Origin of the sequence: Lentibacillus songyuanensis (assembly GCF_039548255.1) — a bacterium.
Lineage (GTDB): Bacteria > Bacillota > Bacilli > Bacillales > Amphibacillaceae > Lentibacillus_C > Lentibacillus_C songyuanensis.
This window is the reverse complement of record NZ_JBCLVH010000026.1, coordinates 44,397-60,167: the sequence shown is the minus strand read 5'-3', so window position 1 is coordinate 60,167 and position 15,771 is coordinate 44,397. Positions and strand designations below refer to the sequence as shown.

Sequence of the window (15,771 nt, the reverse complement as noted above, 5' to 3'; positions counted from 1 at the left end):
GGATTCCAGTATGTCGATTTGTTCGGGTGAAGGAAAAATTTCATATTTGTAGTTTAGTAACATGAATGCACCTCCTATTTCTAACTATAGATCAAGCGTTCGTGAACCACAAGTATTTTGCTGAAGCAAACCGAAATTCATCTCCCACTTATCCTTAGGTTTCACCCGTAACAGGATGGAAGGGGGAGACTTCTTTCGGAAGGCTGTTAAATAGCCATAGGTTTTATCAACATTCTGATCATTTTTATCTGGCTCTTGAAGCATAAGCAAATCACCAAAAACGTGGATCCAATTCTTATCTTGGATAAAAGATGCTGTTTCTATTACGACATAAACAATATCATAGTCTTGAAAGATATCTTTAGGAACATTCGGATTGGTCCGGGAACCGTTCATATAAACGGCACGAATTCGTTTATCTTCCCTGGCTGTTTTTAAGATTAAGTCCATCATTTCTTTTTCACTTCGCATATAATATCCGCTCCGTAATTTATACTTCTACCTTTTTCATTCCTTTTTTAATTGCTTCAAAGTATAACCCTAGTTGATGTAACAATTTTACTTCACCTCTTATATTTAGACATTTTTAATTTATACTTCTATCTTCAAGGTACCTGCCTTAATAAGAATGGACAAAATTTAACTTACTCCCAATAAATCTAACGTATACAGGAATGAAAGAAAATTTTCCTAACAAATAGAAAATTAAACGATATAAGGAATCCCATGAGTAACATGTAAAAAATATTCAATTGTATCCTGAAGTTAATTTTTGAAACCATTTGTTAACCGCTATTGACGCTTTATTTTGAGCAAGCAAAGTAAAAATCTCATGGTCAGATAATTTATTGCATAAATTATGCACAAATGCTGTCCCTAAGAAATAACCAAGTCGGTTGTAACCAAGTCGTTGTCCACCTGAGAGTCTGAACCATTCACGTTCCATTTCATTTGGCTGATTGTCAAGGTCCGCCAAAAATGCTTCGGCAATAATCAATTGATGGTTTTGGCAATAAGATAACCAATCCTTCCCATTTTTATCATAGGAGAAATAATAGCTTTGGGGATACCCGGGCACCAGTTTTTGTGAGAAATAGGTAGCGATACCCTCCAAATACATAGAATTACGAACGTCTGACCAATCAATAATATTCCAATTAATTCCTGCGCGATCAAGTATATGATAATGATAACTGTGAATTATTTCATGAGCAACGATAATTTCCAACAGTTCAGGATCTGGTTGTAATTTTTCAATTGCAAAGTACACTTCAGTTTGGTGATCAACAAAGGCATTCGAAGCATACAGTCCTACTAAAATATGAGCAGGCACGTTTAAAGAAAAACCAAAAAATGACTCACCTTTGGTTACTACTTTATCAATAACACTCGGTAATAACCTGTTTACCTTTTTTAGTCGGCTATAATCTTCAAAGTAACGTTTCTTGGCAACTAATAACCTTTCACTTGTTTTTTTGCAATAACCATTGAAATATGTACTAAAGATTGATGGATACAATTTGTGGTATTCATGTAAATCAAATGGCAAATCAGCTTCATATAACCGAAAAAAATCCTTTGTAGTATCATTAACCTTCATTTAATACCCCCTTTTTTTACTATCAAATTTTTATCTTTTTGTCATGTGATCACAGGTAAATAGATAAACCCATTACCTTCATTCATTTAGTAAACCCTTTTACTCAAGTTTGCCAATATAAAAGCAGGTTCATACGCAGTTCAAAACTCGTCCACTTCCCCATCCTTTTTGGATATTAGACTTACAGTTTCTGATACCGGAAGAGTCCCATCAACAATTTAAACCGCAATCAGATTATGGGTGTCATTATCGTTTTTAAGTTTTGTCCAAATTCCCTTTGTGTAAGCGATTTTCATCCCCGCCCTTTCCATATTTTGTTGACTTCCGCTTCCATATGGGGCTTGTCCGACAATCAAATGGCAATTATGTTGTTTCGCATGCTGCACTCGTTTTAATAGTAATGCGCGATGAACGCCTTTATTTCTAAATTCCGGAATTGTAGCAGCAGCTGCAAGCGTTCCTATATCATCATATTCGAATAACCCCCCTATTCCAGCAGATTCTCCTTGAAAACTAGCCAAATAAAAGGTCCAATGATCATTATTATGTAATACCTTATTATTTTGAGCGACATGATTTTTTAAAGAAGATGGCATATAAAAACCTTTCATATATATGTCTCCAAAAAGATCAAATTCGTTTTTCTCTAATTCACGGATAGAAATAGATGGGTCGATTCTTGCATTTAAAATAAATTCATTAGCTGTTGTACCACAAAGTGCAGTATGAAACCCACACTGAAAGTATCCTTTTTTAAAAAGTGCCTTAAACAAATAAGAAGAAGCATATGCAGGGGTTAATTCGAATCTAGCCGGCATCTTCCTTTCCTTTAACCGTATTAAAAGATGGATTAGGAATATTCCTAACTGTAAATGCCATTGCATTGCCAAATTTTTTTATTTCAACATCCATTGGATTTCCATCAATGTTCTTAACTGCCGTGAGTCTGGACACTAAAGCGTCTATTTCAGACTGTTCTATTCTCCGGGCAAAACTTTCCGTTAAAACACATGACATCGTTACACCTCATTATTGATTATTGGTACTTTAATTTCACGCACACCTATTCATTTCAATATGATCCGTTAACAAAAGTATGCAAATAGAATCCCTCTCAATAATACATCATTTTAAAATTTTTTAAAAATAAAGTATATTAAAGCATGCTACATTCATAATGGAATAAACAATATTAATGCAGAAGAAATCATTTCTATGAAGTTAAAAACACTTCTAAACTATCGTATGGCTTATGCAAGTGATGTTGATCCGAATAATAAAGAAGAACAAGTCATTATTATTTGGATCAACTTGTTCTTCCTTCATGAATGGGATTTTATTTCCCCCTCTTAATTCAACTTTTCACATGCTGTCTTCGGTACCAGTTCTTGAATGCAACGGATTTGTACTGACCTTCTCCTGTTTGTCGGGAATAAAAATAATGGTAGCAATAAAAAGACCAATCACAATCATAAACAAACAAATACCAAGCAATCCTAGATTATAAATGGGTTGAAATTCTATAGATAACCCTAACGTAATCAATAAACTTACACACAATGCATAGTAGCCTTTTTTTGCATTGGAAAATAGATAACTAACTTGATATGTTCCGGCTGTTTGTACTAGGGTAACCAGTACAATTGTCGCTATATTTGCAGACATACCAATCCACACGGGATGAATATTCAAGTAGAATTCGTCCGGTTTCCAACCACCAAGCTGATACCAGAGCGTACCGGAGACAAATCCCGCGATCATCGAAGCAATGACAGCTTCTTTTGTTGCCAATCGCCAAAATAACACGGCAACAACTGGAGCAAACGTGGCGGAATTTCGCATCGTCCACGCCAATACGTTCCACCAGGCAGATTGTTCGGTTCGCAACATTCCGAATGTAATCATTAAGCCGGTTAACACAAGTAACGATACCTTCGTATACGTGATCAATTGCTTAGGGGACGCGCTGGGATGTAGTGCACTGCCAACATCTTTTCCTAAACTTGTCGCACCAGAAAATTGACATGGTGCTCCCCAGCTTAATGCACAAGCCCATATCCCCAAGAAAAACAGGCCAACAAGCGGTGCGGGAAGAACTTCCATTAAATACTGAGGTAAAGCGACTAGCCCCAAGGTTTGTCCAGGGACAACAATCGCCGCTGATATTCCAAACAATGTTCCACATACAATGAATGGAAGCCCAAATATAACTGCGAGTTTTAAACCTTTTTGCCCCTCTTTAGGCGTACGGCAAGACAACGCCATTTGGAAAGCTGCCTGTGCCAGAATAACATTAACTAAGAATGTACCAAACCAAGCAACAATTACTTGAATGCCGACACCGTCGAATTGAAACATGTTCGGATTGGAAGAAGCGAATGAAGCTAGTCCATCTATACCTGGGTTAATGAAAAATGCAGTGATGCCGATGATAAACATTACGATAAACAAACCAAAATTGACTGTTTGAGTAAAGGCAATTGACCACATACCGCCTGCTTGTAAATATAAATATAAGAGAATCGCTGTAAATGCCACCGACATTGTTAAAGAAAAACCAGTGAATACATGCACGGCTGATGCAAATGCAATGGCAGTTGCAACCGACCACATTGGGAAAGTAAATGCAGTAATGGCACCGCCAATACCTAGTGCCTTCCTGCCAAAGCGATCACCGATTAAGCCAGTAACAGTCACCACGAGCTTTTCCCGAAATGGACCAATGATAACAAAGGCAATAATTAATATTTGTGTTGTTTCCGCAACCCCATACCAAATTGCCGATATCCCCGACAAGTATGACAATTCTACAATCGATATAAAGGTAGATCCGGAAAACAATCCAGTGATGCAAAATGCGACAATCCATTTGTTGAACGAGCGACCACCAATGAAATACCCTGTATCTTTATTCGCCCGTTTTCTAGATATATTGCCAATAAGTATTAACCCCAGTGTATAGATAATCGCAAACACGATTAGCCACCAACCATATGACGTCATAATAGTACCTCCAGTTTTTTGTTAGTTAATGCGAAACTATATAAGTAAAGTAATATGATCAATTTAATATGTTTTATGCCAATAAAAAACCTCCCCCCATTAATGAGAGAAGAATTTAAGGATACGTCCATTCTTCATCTCATCTTCAGAATACATCGTATTCTTCTGAAATTAGCACCGCGCCATATGCCGGTTGCTGAGACATCGCAGGGTCAGTCCCTCCGTCTCTCTGGATAAGATAAAAGCAATATAAAGTTGTTGTTATTATAAATGGCTAAATCATAATTGTCAATACAATCCGAAATATTTGCTTTTAAATATTCCAATCTGGTTAATCAGGAATAAATATTTCATGTTGTTCATGATTTTGATTTTGAAGGAAAAAAAGTATAGGACCATGACCATATAAAATCAACAATAAAAACTATCCCCCAAATCATCCCGATTGAATAAATTGTTTCGTTCGGATAAGGTGATTGTTCTGCAGTTCCTGCTTCGATCCATGAAAGATCACGAATATATTTGATCATTTCTTCCAGGCTACCCGTTCCATACATCCAAAACACGGATTGTACACCGACAAATACCACCAAATGTGCTATGGATGTCCAGCGGTATTTTTTTGCCAAATATTTCGGATTCTTATTTCTCTCCAAAATTTGGCGATCCTTTTCTGTCAACAGTTCTTTACCACGCCAGCCCCCAATTATCTTACGCATCCAGCGATCAAGCTTTTTGAAGTCAGCAATTCCAAATGTACATGCATAAATCACAAAAATGCTAATAATAATCTGGAAGGTGGAAATCTCTCCTGTTCTCTGATAGATCAAAACTGCGAGCAGTGCTTCGATAGCGATTAAGACAAGAAAAACAGCGATAAATAATGTGCTTGCCTTTTTCTTATCAAGAAAATACCGCACAACACCGAATAATAGAAGCGCCACCATGGATAACACTTCGATACTAATAAATATTTCCCATTGATACGTAAGAATGAACTCCATCAACCCACCGTTCCCCTTCCAATACAATAATAATCATAAGATTGCTGGTTGGCTTGTTTGCTAATTTTACCTCTTGATTTGTATATTTACTACTATCAATATAACGTATCAATCTTGAATAGTGAATAGAACTTGGAACTTTTTTCTGTTCTCTTGATAAAAGCATAGAAAAGAGGCTTTATGACGTGAAAAAGGAGCTCTCCTATCAAACGTTTAAATTTGACAGAAGTTCTCCTTTTCCTTGCATGCGTAACTATTATTCCAAGAAAACTGAACATGGAAATATAGCCTTTCGATTTGCTATAATTCAATTTATCAGCAGTTTGAACATTTTTATCAGCGATTTCTTCCAGTTTATCAGCGATTCACTATTTCAGTAAATCCTGATCTGTTCCCCTGTCCCGAATTAATCTTTTTCCTGTTTGATGGATGCTGTTGCACCTGGATGTTCCGGCCGTTTAAAGCCTTTGTCCAATCTTCCAGCATTTTCAATGTCTCCGGAAGCTTTATAGCCTGCAATTTCCATATTGGATGTTGTGCCATAGAAACCCATTCCACCAAGCTCTACATTCACATTTTCCTGTGTTGCTTCGGTTTGATTTTTTTCATCATTTTTATTTGCCATCATGCGCACTTCCTATACGGCTCATTGTCGTTTCTTCGTCTTTTTATTGTTGTACTTTTCCGTTGCGGTTAACGGTTCATTTGCAAATTCATGGTCAAAATCAGTTGATAAATTCTTCCTAACTGCCTGCTCATCACTCATGGCACCTGTGTTTTTATTTTTCTTCTCAGTCAATTTCTTTACACCTCCACCCATAGTTTTTTCAAAAACAAGGTGATTATCCATTTTGTTTATTTAACTGATCGATCGAGATGAACTTAAGGCACGATTTCAAAACGATGGGAAATTTGATTCAAGAAAGAATGCTGAGCTATCGAACGAATGATCTTTTCTTCGTTCGGCAGTTCACCCTCTTTCCGGATGACTATGTTAAGCTACTTCTCCGCGTTCAGTCTGGCGTGTTGCAAGCATAAAAAATACCACAGTGAAATTACTGTGGCAAAGATACACGTGATCATTATTTTTTATAAAGTTTCTTCCCAGCCAATCGCTCAATCAAGCTTGGGAACAACTGATACAGCTTTGCTCCAAATGCCATCCAGTGTGGTAAGTTAATCTCCCGCTTCTTTTGAAATAAATGCTTTATCACTTTTTTGGCTACCTTATCCGGATCAAGCATATAACGGGAGACATTTTTCTGGTATGAACCGGTTGGGTCTGCCTGCGTAAAAAAGTCCGTTTTAACCGGACCCAGATTAACTGCCGTAACGTAAATCTTTTTCCTTTCAACCTCTAAACGTAATACATTGGTAAAGCCCAAAACAGCGTGCTTCGTTGCCGCGTAAACCGCCGACTTTGGTGTCGCCACTTTCCCAGCAAGCGAGGCGATGTTGACAATATGACAAATTCGCCGGTTAGCCGAAAAATGCGGCAGCAGCTGTTTTGTACCATTAATAAGGCCAAAGACATTCAGCTGAAACATTCGCTCCAAATCGTCCCATTGAATCTCCTCGACAGCGGCAAACACACCTGCCCCTGCGTTATTAATCAGTCCGTAAATTTGCTGATGGTCTGCTACAATTTGTGCTAATACATCACTATATGCTTCATGATCGGTTACATCTGTTTGGTAAATGTAGGCCTTAACAGCAAACTCACCTTTCAGCTTTTCTTGCAATTTTTCCAGTTTATCACCGGAACGGGCGATCATAATCGGGATGCCGCCATGTTTAGCAATATGCCAGCAAAGATGCTCCCCGATCCCGCTTGATGCACCGGTAACAATAATACGTTTATTCTTTAGTATCTGTTGGTTCACTGACATCACCTATATTGTTTGATAGAAAAGTATGCCATCCCGCTTCGTTGCTTGCACTTTTCCCTCGTTTTCCAGAAAATCCAGCTGACCAATGGTCTCGGACATCGTTAAATCCAATTGTTTAGCAAATTGTTTTGGGAATAGCTGCTGGCAAATGTCAAATGGCGATTGTTCTTTCATACGCAGCATACTAAGCACCTTGGTCGCCCGCTGTTCTTGTTTCGCGCGTTGGGCAGGAATTAATTCTTCTATATTGTGAAACACCTCGCCATGACCAGGGTAAACAGTTTGAATCCCAAGCTGCTGGCATTTCTCTACATTATTTCGATACTGTAACAATGGCTTTGGCCGTTCCTTTTCCCCATAGTGCGGCGGTTCTAAAATTGGATTCGGTGTGATATGGCTGAGCAAGTGATCACCACCGATGAATGCTCCGTCACTTTCTCGGAAGAAGGATAAATGACTTTGAGCATGTCCTTTCGTCTCGATAACCTGCCATTCGTCATGACCCGGCAGCACATCTCCTTCATCAATAAAATCGGTTATTTTCCCGTCACCAAATAATGTCAACTCTGATTTCATTTTCTCCAAATGCTCTAAATATACGTCCGGTACACCAAATAATGCAAAATAATCTTTAAAAAATTGCTCATATTGCTTAAAAAACGTTTCATCCTTCATTAGCCAGGGGTTATTAAAGGCGTGCCCCACAATCGATTGGGCCCGTGGGAATTCTCCAATTAACCCGATATGATCCGGGTGATGATGGGTTAAAATATGTTGCTCAATATCATTTGGCGAATAGCCTAATTCTTTTAATTGAAATACAAGTGCTTCCCATGCCTCTTTCGTCTTCACTCCTGCATCGACAAGGGATAAGACGTCTCCTTTTAAGAGATAAACGTGTACATCTCCTACCGCAAATGGGGTGGGAACGGTTAGTTGATGAATGGTATCCTGTAATACTTTCATGTATATGCCTCCAAGTGAATGCTCATTCAGTTTCTATCTCTATTTTACCCTTTTTCACCATTTTTGTCACACCTATTACACTATTTGGAAGGATGCCAATCACCCATATCTTGTTTCATTCCTTAAATCCCCATGTATTCGACTATACCCTGAATTCATGATTCACTAACCTTCCATTATTTTAGGAATCGCCCAAGCACGTTTCCGATGGAAGCCGTATCATGGTAGTCAGTGTTGTGTGGATACCACAACACTGCAAAATAGAATAGCCAGATTTTTTACAAATTTCCTTTTACCCGAGAATTGACTTTTGGTTACATTTGCAAGACAATCAAAGTGAGGTGAAGCTTTTGACGACGAAAATATTTGCACATCGCGGAGCAAGTATGCATGCACCGGAAAATACGATGCCTGCTTTCCAATTAGCATATGAGCATGGTGCCGATGGAATTGAAACAGATGTGCAGCTGACCAAAGATAATATTCCCGTCTTAATTCACGACGAACAGGTCAAACGGACAACAAATGGAAGCGGATTTGTTAAGGATCTGACATTACATGAACTAAAACAATTAGATCTCGGTGCTTGGTTTTCCCCGGACTATCGCGGAACAACCATTCTTTCTCTGGAAGAATTCCTGCAATGGATCGAGCCTAAGTCGTTATACTTAAACATTGAGTTGAAAAATACTAAGATAAACTATAAGAACTTGGAGTCGATTGTACACGGTATGCTATCACGCTATCAATTATTAGATCGGACAACACTATCGACATTTAACCCTGTTAGTATCAGGCGGTTGCGCGAACATTATCATGATCTCGACATTGCCTTTTTAACATCCCGAAGAAATCGCAAGCTTGTTCGTAATACGAGGATACTTGGAGCAAATGCCCTGCATGTAAAATATCGGTTACTTCGTCCATCGCTCGTCGACGCCTGCCGTCAAACAAACATGGAATTACGCGTGTATACTGTAAATCGAGCCGTTCAAATGCATCGGTGCTTTACACTAAGAACGGATGGAATCATTACCGATGTGCCAGATCTTGCCGTACAACAACGAAAAATATACCAATCAGAGCAAACAAACTAGGAGGTTCATCATGGAGAAACTATTTACACCAATAACATTTCGGGGGATGGAACTAAAAAACCGTATTGTTATGTCACCGATGTGCATGTACTCATGCTACAACCAGGATGGAATGATTACGCCATTTCACTTCACACATTTAGTCAGTCGAGCTGTTGGTCAGGTTGGGCTGGTTATCACGGAAGCAACAGCCGTGCAACCGGAGGGTCGTATTTCCCCGCAAGATTTAGGGATCTGGGATGATAGGCATGTTGAAGGATTAACCAAGCTGAACGAGCAGCTGCATGCCTATGGTGCTAAAACAGGGATTCAACTGGCACATGCAGGAAGAAAAGCTGTTTTAGAGTCTGACATTTTTGCACCGTCTGCCATTGCGTTTGACGACACGTATAAGGTTCCAACCGAAATGTCCATTAAAGATATCGAACAAACGGTTAAGGCATTTAAACAGGCAGCGCGTCGTGCCAAAGCAGCCGGTTTTGATCTCATAGAAATTCATGGCGCACACGGCTACTTGATCAATGAGTTTTTATCCCCGTTGACAAATAAACGGACAGATCAATACGGCGGGACACAGAAAAATCGCTATCGTTTCCTTTCTGAAATTATTGATGCGGTTAAAACCGAATGGAACGGTCCAATATTTGTCCGAATATCAACTGATGAATATCATGAGGACGGCAATACGCTTGACAATATGCTTTATTTCACCAACGAAATGAAGAAACAACGCATTGATCTCATAGATTGCAGCTCGGGCGGTGTTGTTCATGCAAAAATCAACACATATCCCGGATATCAAGTACCGCGTTGTGAAGCGATCAAACGTGAGACGGCGATTGCTACTGGTGCCGTGGGCTTAATTACAACTGGCAAACAAGCGGAAGAAATCCTGCAAAATGAGCGAGCTGATATCGTCATAATTGGACGAGCCTTACTAAGAAATCCTTATTGGGCCAAAGCAGCAGCCGATGAACTTGGCTATGCCATCAACGCACCAACTCAATACAAACGCGGCTGGCGATAGGAGGCATGTAAAAATGGAATTAATCTTCCTTGGCACCGGTGCAGGTGTTCCATCAACCGAACGCAATGTGACTGCGATCGCGCTGGCCATGCAACAAGAAGCAAACAGCATCTGGTTATTTGATTGTGGAGAAGCAACCCAGCACCAAATCCTTAAAACATCGATCAAACCGCGTAAGATAACGAAGATCTTCATTACACATATGCATGGCGATCATATTTATGGGTTACCCGGTTTTCTGAGCAGTCGGTCGTTTCAGGGTGGTGACGAACTATTGACGGTCTATGGGCCAGCTGGAATCAAGGAATTTATCGAAACTAGCTTAAGAACTAGTGAAACTCGTCTGGCATATCGGCTTGAAATTGTGGAAATAGCAGAAGGACAAGTATTTGAAGATGACACATTCCTTGTTTATTGCAAAAAATTACAACATGGGATCCCCTGTTATGGATTTCGCGTGGAAGAAAAGGATAAACAAGGTGAGCTCATGCCTGAAAAACTAAAAGCAGTTGGTATCCAGCCTGGACCTATTTATCAGCAAATTAAAGCAAATCCAACGGTAACAACTGACGATGGAAAAGTGATTAAACGACTAGATTTTATTGGTCCCGATAAGCCCGGCCGAATTGTTTCCATTCTTGGCGATACTCGTTATCCTGAGCAAAATAAAGGATTTGTCAAACATTCCGATTGTCTTGTACATGAGGCAACCTTCGAGCAGGAAAAAGCCGATCTAGCCAGGGACTATTTCCATTCCACAACAGCGCAGGCCGCCCAACTTGCTAAGGATGCAGGTGTTAAACAGCTTATTTTAACGCATATTTCGTCACGTTACCAAAAGACGGATAATGCTCGATTACGTAATGAAGCATGTAAAATTTTTCCTAACACAGAAATTGCCAATGATTTTTTTCGTACGACCATTAACCCCAAACATTCGAGGAGTGATTAAATGGAAACAATGGAACGATTAGTCAATGAGCAACGGAATCTCTTTTTACGTAATGAGACACGATCTTATGCATTTCGGAAAGAACAGCTTAAAAAGCTGAAACGCATGTTAAAAAGCAGGGAAGCTGCTATCTATCAAGCGTTAAAGACCGATTTAAACAAGTCCAAACATGAGGCACTCACGACTGAACTTGGTATTCTGTATTCCGAAATCGATGTTGCGTTAAAAAATGTTAAGAGCTGGATGGAGCCGGAAAAAGTAGATGCTCCGGTCACACATAAGGGAACTAAAAATTATATTATGTCCGAACCATATGGGGTAACAGTGATTATTTCTCCATGGAATTATCCAGTTCACCTTGCATTGGCACCTGCAATTGGTGCGATTGCAGCCGGGAATACAGTTATCCTTAAGCCATCCGAATTTACAGAGAATACATCGGCATTGCTTACAGACATGATCAGTAAAACGTTTGATCGTGATTATTTTGCCGTTGTGGAGGGTGATAAAGATGTCAGCGAACAATTAGTCAAACAAGCTGTCGACTACATCTTTTTCACCGGAAGTTCGAATGTCGGCAAAATAATTATGCGTGAGGCCAGTGATAACCTTACCCCTGTTACGTTGGAATTAGGCGGTAAAAGTCCTGTGATCGTGAATCAGGATGCGGATATCAATCTAGCGGCAAAACGGATCGTCTGGGGTAAATTTACCAATGCCGGTCAGACCTGTGTCGCCCCTGATTATTTATATGTGCATGAAAATATAAAACCGAAACTGCTAAAGGCCATCCAAAAACACATAAAATCATTTTACGGAAAGAAACCGTTAAGAAATAACGATTACGTTCATATTGTAAACAAAAGACATTTTACTAGATTACAAGCTTTCCTATCCAATGGAAAAGTTGTTCATGGTGGAAATAGTGATCCATCGGTAAATGCCATCGAACCAACGATTCTGGATCATGTTACATGGGAGGATCCAGTGATGCAGGAAGAGATTTTTGGACCGATCCTGCCCATCCTGACATTCACCGATTTGGAGACAGTCATTAACAAGCTGCAGCAAATGGGAAAACCGCTCGCCCTGTACTACTTTGGCGAAAATGAGGCAGATCAGCAAAACGTCTTGCAGCAAGTCTCTTTTGGCGGCGGCTGTATCAATGATACGCTTTATCATCTTGCCAATCCCCACCTGCCATTTGGTGGCGTCGGAACCAGCGGAATGGGAGGTTATCACGGGAAATACAGCTTTGATACCTTCTCCCACAAAAAAAGCATTATGAAACAAACAACCAAATTTGATATGCCGTTTCGCTATCCAGGAAGTAAGTTTGCACATGCAGTGGTCAAGCGGATTATGAAATAGAAAAGTTAAAAACGCTTGGAGGATTTGTCCTTCAAGCGTTTTTGGTAAAACCTGTGACGGTGGACTTCGACCGAATTTCGCGAACATCAACCAAATTCGTGGAAACATTGACCGAAAACTACGAACATCAACCAAATTCAAGGAAACATCGACTTGTATCCGACAGCCGCAATCGCGAGACGATAAGAATCAATAAAATATTAGACGTATTCAGATTAACGCCTTCGCCTGACCCAACTGTTCACGTACCTGACTTTCCGCAGTACCGCCCATACTTTGTCGGGCATCCACCACATGCTTTGGTTCAAGGAAGGTAAACACATCCGCCTCAAATAACATACTAAATGATTGAAACTCGTCTAATGACAGCCCGAGCAAATACTTTTTTTGTTCGATCGCATACAGCACGACTTTTCCAATAATTTCATGGGCTTCACGAAACGGCATCCCTTTTGCTGCTAAGTAATCAGCAATATCTGTGGCATTGGAATAATCCTGATCAACAGCATGAAACATGTTCTCCTTGTTCACTTGCATTGTATCAATCATTGGTGCCAATAAACGCAACGATCCGTCAAGGGTTGTAACAGTATCCAGCAACCCTTCCTTATCCTCTTGCATATCTTTGTTGTAAGCAAGCGGCAGCCCTTTTAATACGGTCAATAAGCTAAACAAATTTCCATGCACACGACCCGTTTTCCCACGAAGAAGCTCTGGTACATCCGGGTTTTTCTTTTGTGGCATTATACTGGAGCCAGTGCAAAACGAATCATCGAGTTCAATAAAATTAAATTCCTGGCTTGACCAGATGATAAGCTCTTCCGAAAGTCGGGATAGATGGGTCATCAAAATGGAGGCAATCGATAAAAACTCCAGCACGAAATCACGATCACTTACTGCATCCAAGCTATTCGGATATATGGTGTTGAAGCCAAGTAATTCGGCCGTACGTTTGCGGTTGGTTGGAAACGTTGTCCCTGCTAGAGCACCCGCGCCTAGTGGGGACCAATCAACCCGTTTTAAACTATCAATCAATCGTTGTTTATCCCGTTCCAGCATCCAGAAATAAGCAAGCATATGATGGGAAAACAAAATTGGCTGCGCTCGCTGTAAGTGCGTGTATCCTGGCATGATAACATCGATATTAGTTTCTGCCTGATGAACAAATGCTTGCTGAACAGTGGTAATCAAATCAATCATGTCGTTTGTTTTTTTCTTCACATATAGGTGTATATCCGTTGCCACTTGATCATTACGACTTCTCCCCGTATGTAGCTTACCAGCAACGGGACCGATTTCCTCGATAAGCATCCTTTCAATATTCATGTGAATATCTTCATCTTCTACGGTATAATCAACCATTCCAGATTTGATTTTCACTTCAATGGTTTGTAGTCCGGCAATAATTTGCTGTGCTTCATCATTGGTAATGATTGAACATTCCGCAAGCATCGTGACGTGGGCAATGCTTCCTTCGATATCCTCCAGCGCAAACTGCTGATCAAATTCGATGGATGCGGTGAATGATTCCACCAGCTGATTGGTTGATTTAGTAAAACGTCCGCCCCAGAGTTTTGACATACGTGTCCCTCTCCTTTTATGTATGAACTTGCGGAAGCTCAAAAGAACTTCCGCAGCTGTTTATTTATATACTTTCTCTTTTTTATGAATTTCTGCATGCACTTTTGTTGGCAGTCCCCACAGCTTAATAAAGCCGACGGCCGCATTGTGGTCAAACATATCCCCTTTTTCATAAGTAGCCAACTCTTCATTATACAAGCTGTAATCGGATTGACGGGCAATCACCGTATGGTTCCCTTTAAATAATTTTACCCGGACTTTTCCAGATACCGTTTGCTGTGTTGCTTCTACAAATGCATCAATTGCCGAGCGCAATGGTGAATACCACAGTCCATCATAGATCATCTGTGCAAATTTCTGGTCGATGGTTTTCTTAAACTGTGTCACTTCCCGTGTATGGGTCAAAAACTCCATCTCCTGGTGCGCCTGGATTAGAATCAAGGCAGCAGGGTTTTCGTAAACTTCTCGGGATTTAATCCCAACTAACCGGTTTTCAATATGATCAATCCGGCCAACTCCATGTTTACCGCCTTCTGCATTCAGTGTTTCAATAATCGATACTAAATTCATTGGCTGGTCATTTAAGGCTACTGGAATCCCTTCGTCAAACGAAATATCCACATATTCTGCTTCATCCGGGGTTGCTTCTACTGGATTCGTCCAGGCAAAAGCCGCTTCAGGCGCGACATTCCATGGGTTTTCCAGGACGCCTGCTTCACAGGCTCTGCCCCAAATATTCGCATCGATCGAAAATGGATTATCCAGATCAACCGGAACCGGGATCCCTTTTTGGGCCGCATAGGCAAGCTCTTCATCTCTGGTCATTCCCCATTCCCGAACGGGTGCAACCACTTGCAAATCAGGATTTAGCGCCTGGATGGAAACCTCAAACCGTATTTGGTCATTTCCTTTACCGGTACAGCCGTGCGCAACAGCTACAGCCCCCTCTTGCTCCGCCACATCCACCAATAGTTTTGAAATTAATGGACGGCTTAAAGCTGACGATAATGGGTATTTCCCTTCATATAACGCATTTGCTTGTAATGCTGGCATTAAATAATCATTGGCCAGCATTTCTTTGGCATCAATCACAATCGCTTTGATTGCTCCTACATCCAAAGCTTTTTGCCGGACTGCTTCTAAATCCTTTTCTTCGCCTAAATCAATCGCCAACGCAATCACATCGTAATTATATTTTTCTTGTAACCATTTAATGGACACCGACGTATCTAATCCGCCGGAATAAGCCAATACAATTTTCCCTTCACTCATCTTTTATCC

At 40.3% G+C, this 15,771-nt stretch carries 13 protein-coding genes, 2 pseudogenes and 1 riboswitch; of the genes and pseudogenes, 4 read left to right on the top strand and 11 right to left on the bottom strand.

The window, feature by feature from the left end; genetic code table 11:
• Positions 1–150: 150 nt before the first annotated feature.
• From WMZ97_RS18910 to WMZ97_RS18870, 9 genes and pseudogenes are all read right to left on the bottom strand, one after another.
• Positions 151–471: pseudogene (locus WMZ97_RS18910) on the bottom strand (aminoglycoside 6-adenylyltransferase); the annotation flags it as partial.
• A gap of 277 nt (positions 472–748) precedes the next feature.
• Positions 749–1,600 carry an aminopeptidase gene (locus WMZ97_RS18905; RefSeq protein WP_343273648.1) on the bottom strand — a complete coding sequence of 284 codons (852 nt, stop codon included), beginning with the start codon at positions 1,598–1,600 and terminating at the stop codon, positions 749–751.
• Between the two features lie 218 nt (positions 1,601–1,818).
• A pseudogene (locus WMZ97_RS18900) lies at positions 1,819–2,617 on the bottom strand (GNAT family N-acetyltransferase).
• A 345-nt stretch (positions 2,618–2,962) separates the two neighbouring features.
• The gene (locus WMZ97_RS18895) at positions 2,963–4,603 is read right to left on the bottom strand and encodes a sodium:solute symporter family protein (RefSeq protein WP_343273647.1); all 1,641 of its coding nucleotides are present in this window, start codon (positions 4,601–4,603) and stop codon (positions 2,963–2,965) included.
• A 136-nt stretch (positions 4,604–4,739) separates the two neighbouring features.
• Positions 4,740–4,843: riboswitch (SAM riboswitch) on the bottom strand.
• 119 nt (positions 4,844–4,962) lie between these two features.
• Positions 4,963–5,607 carry a hypothetical protein gene (locus WMZ97_RS18890; protein ID WP_343273653.1) on the bottom strand — a complete coding sequence of 215 codons (645 nt, stop codon included), beginning with the start codon at positions 5,605–5,607 and terminating at the stop codon, positions 4,963–4,965.
• A 406-nt stretch (positions 5,608–6,013) separates the two neighbouring features.
• A complete protein-coding gene (locus WMZ97_RS18885; RefSeq protein WP_343273646.1) occupies positions 6,014–6,235 on the bottom strand; it encodes a hypothetical protein in 222 nt (73 codons plus the stop codon).
• An 18-nt stretch (positions 6,236–6,253) separates the two neighbouring features.
• Positions 6,254–6,406, bottom strand: coding sequence for a small acid-soluble spore protein O (sspO, locus tag WMZ97_RS18880; protein WP_343273645.1), 153 nt, complete (start codon positions 6,404–6,406; stop codon positions 6,254–6,256).
• A 283-nt stretch (positions 6,407–6,689) separates the two neighbouring features.
• Positions 6,690–7,496, bottom strand: a complete 807-nt coding sequence (locus WMZ97_RS18875; protein ID WP_343273644.1) for an SDR family NAD(P)-dependent oxidoreductase — start codon at positions 7,494–7,496, stop codon at positions 6,690–6,692.
• A 3-nt stretch (positions 7,497–7,499) separates the two neighbouring features.
• Positions 7,500–8,462 (bottom strand): MBL fold metallo-hydrolase, encoded by a 963-nt coding sequence (locus WMZ97_RS18870; protein ID WP_343273643.1) that lies wholly within the window; start codon positions 8,460–8,462, stop codon positions 7,500–7,502.
• Positions 8,463–8,812: 350 nt separating this feature from the next.
• Here WMZ97_RS18870 and WMZ97_RS18865 point away from each other — a divergent pair, with 350 nt between their 5' ends.
• The 4 genes from WMZ97_RS18865 to WMZ97_RS18850 are packed head-to-tail and all read left to right on the top strand — an operon-like array spanning position 8,813 to position 12,909.
• The gene (locus WMZ97_RS18865; RefSeq protein ID WP_405027722.1) at positions 8,813–9,559 is read left to right on the top strand and encodes a glycerophosphodiester phosphodiesterase; all 747 of its coding nucleotides are present in this window, start codon (positions 8,813–8,815) and stop codon (positions 9,557–9,559) included.
• Between the two features lie 10 nt (positions 9,560–9,569).
• A complete protein-coding gene (namA, locus tag WMZ97_RS18860) occupies positions 9,570–10,586 on the top strand; it encodes an NADPH dehydrogenase NamA (protein WP_343273642.1) in 1,017 nt (338 codons plus the stop codon).
• 13 nt (positions 10,587–10,599) lie between these two features.
• Entirely contained in the window at positions 10,600–11,538 is a 939-nt protein-coding gene (gene rnz, locus WMZ97_RS18855) for a ribonuclease Z (RefSeq protein WP_343273641.1), read from the top strand.
• Positions 11,539–12,909: an aldehyde dehydrogenase gene (locus tag WMZ97_RS18850; RefSeq protein WP_343273640.1), complete on the top strand. Its 1,371-nt coding sequence runs from the start codon at positions 11,539–11,541 to the stop codon at positions 12,907–12,909.
• A 210-nt stretch (positions 12,910–13,119) separates the two neighbouring features.
• Here the strand turns inward: WMZ97_RS18850 and argH are convergent, their stop codons facing one another.
• Positions 13,120–14,490, bottom strand: a complete 1,371-nt coding sequence (gene argH / locus WMZ97_RS18845; RefSeq protein WP_343273639.1) for an argininosuccinate lyase — start codon at positions 14,488–14,490, stop codon at positions 13,120–13,122.
• A 60-nt stretch (positions 14,491–14,550) separates the two neighbouring features.
• On the bottom strand, positions 14,551–15,762 hold the full coding sequence (locus WMZ97_RS18840) for an argininosuccinate synthase (protein ID WP_343273638.1): 1,212 nt from the start codon (positions 15,760–15,762) through the stop codon (positions 14,551–14,553).
• Between the last annotated feature and the right edge of the window lie 9 nt (positions 15,763–15,771).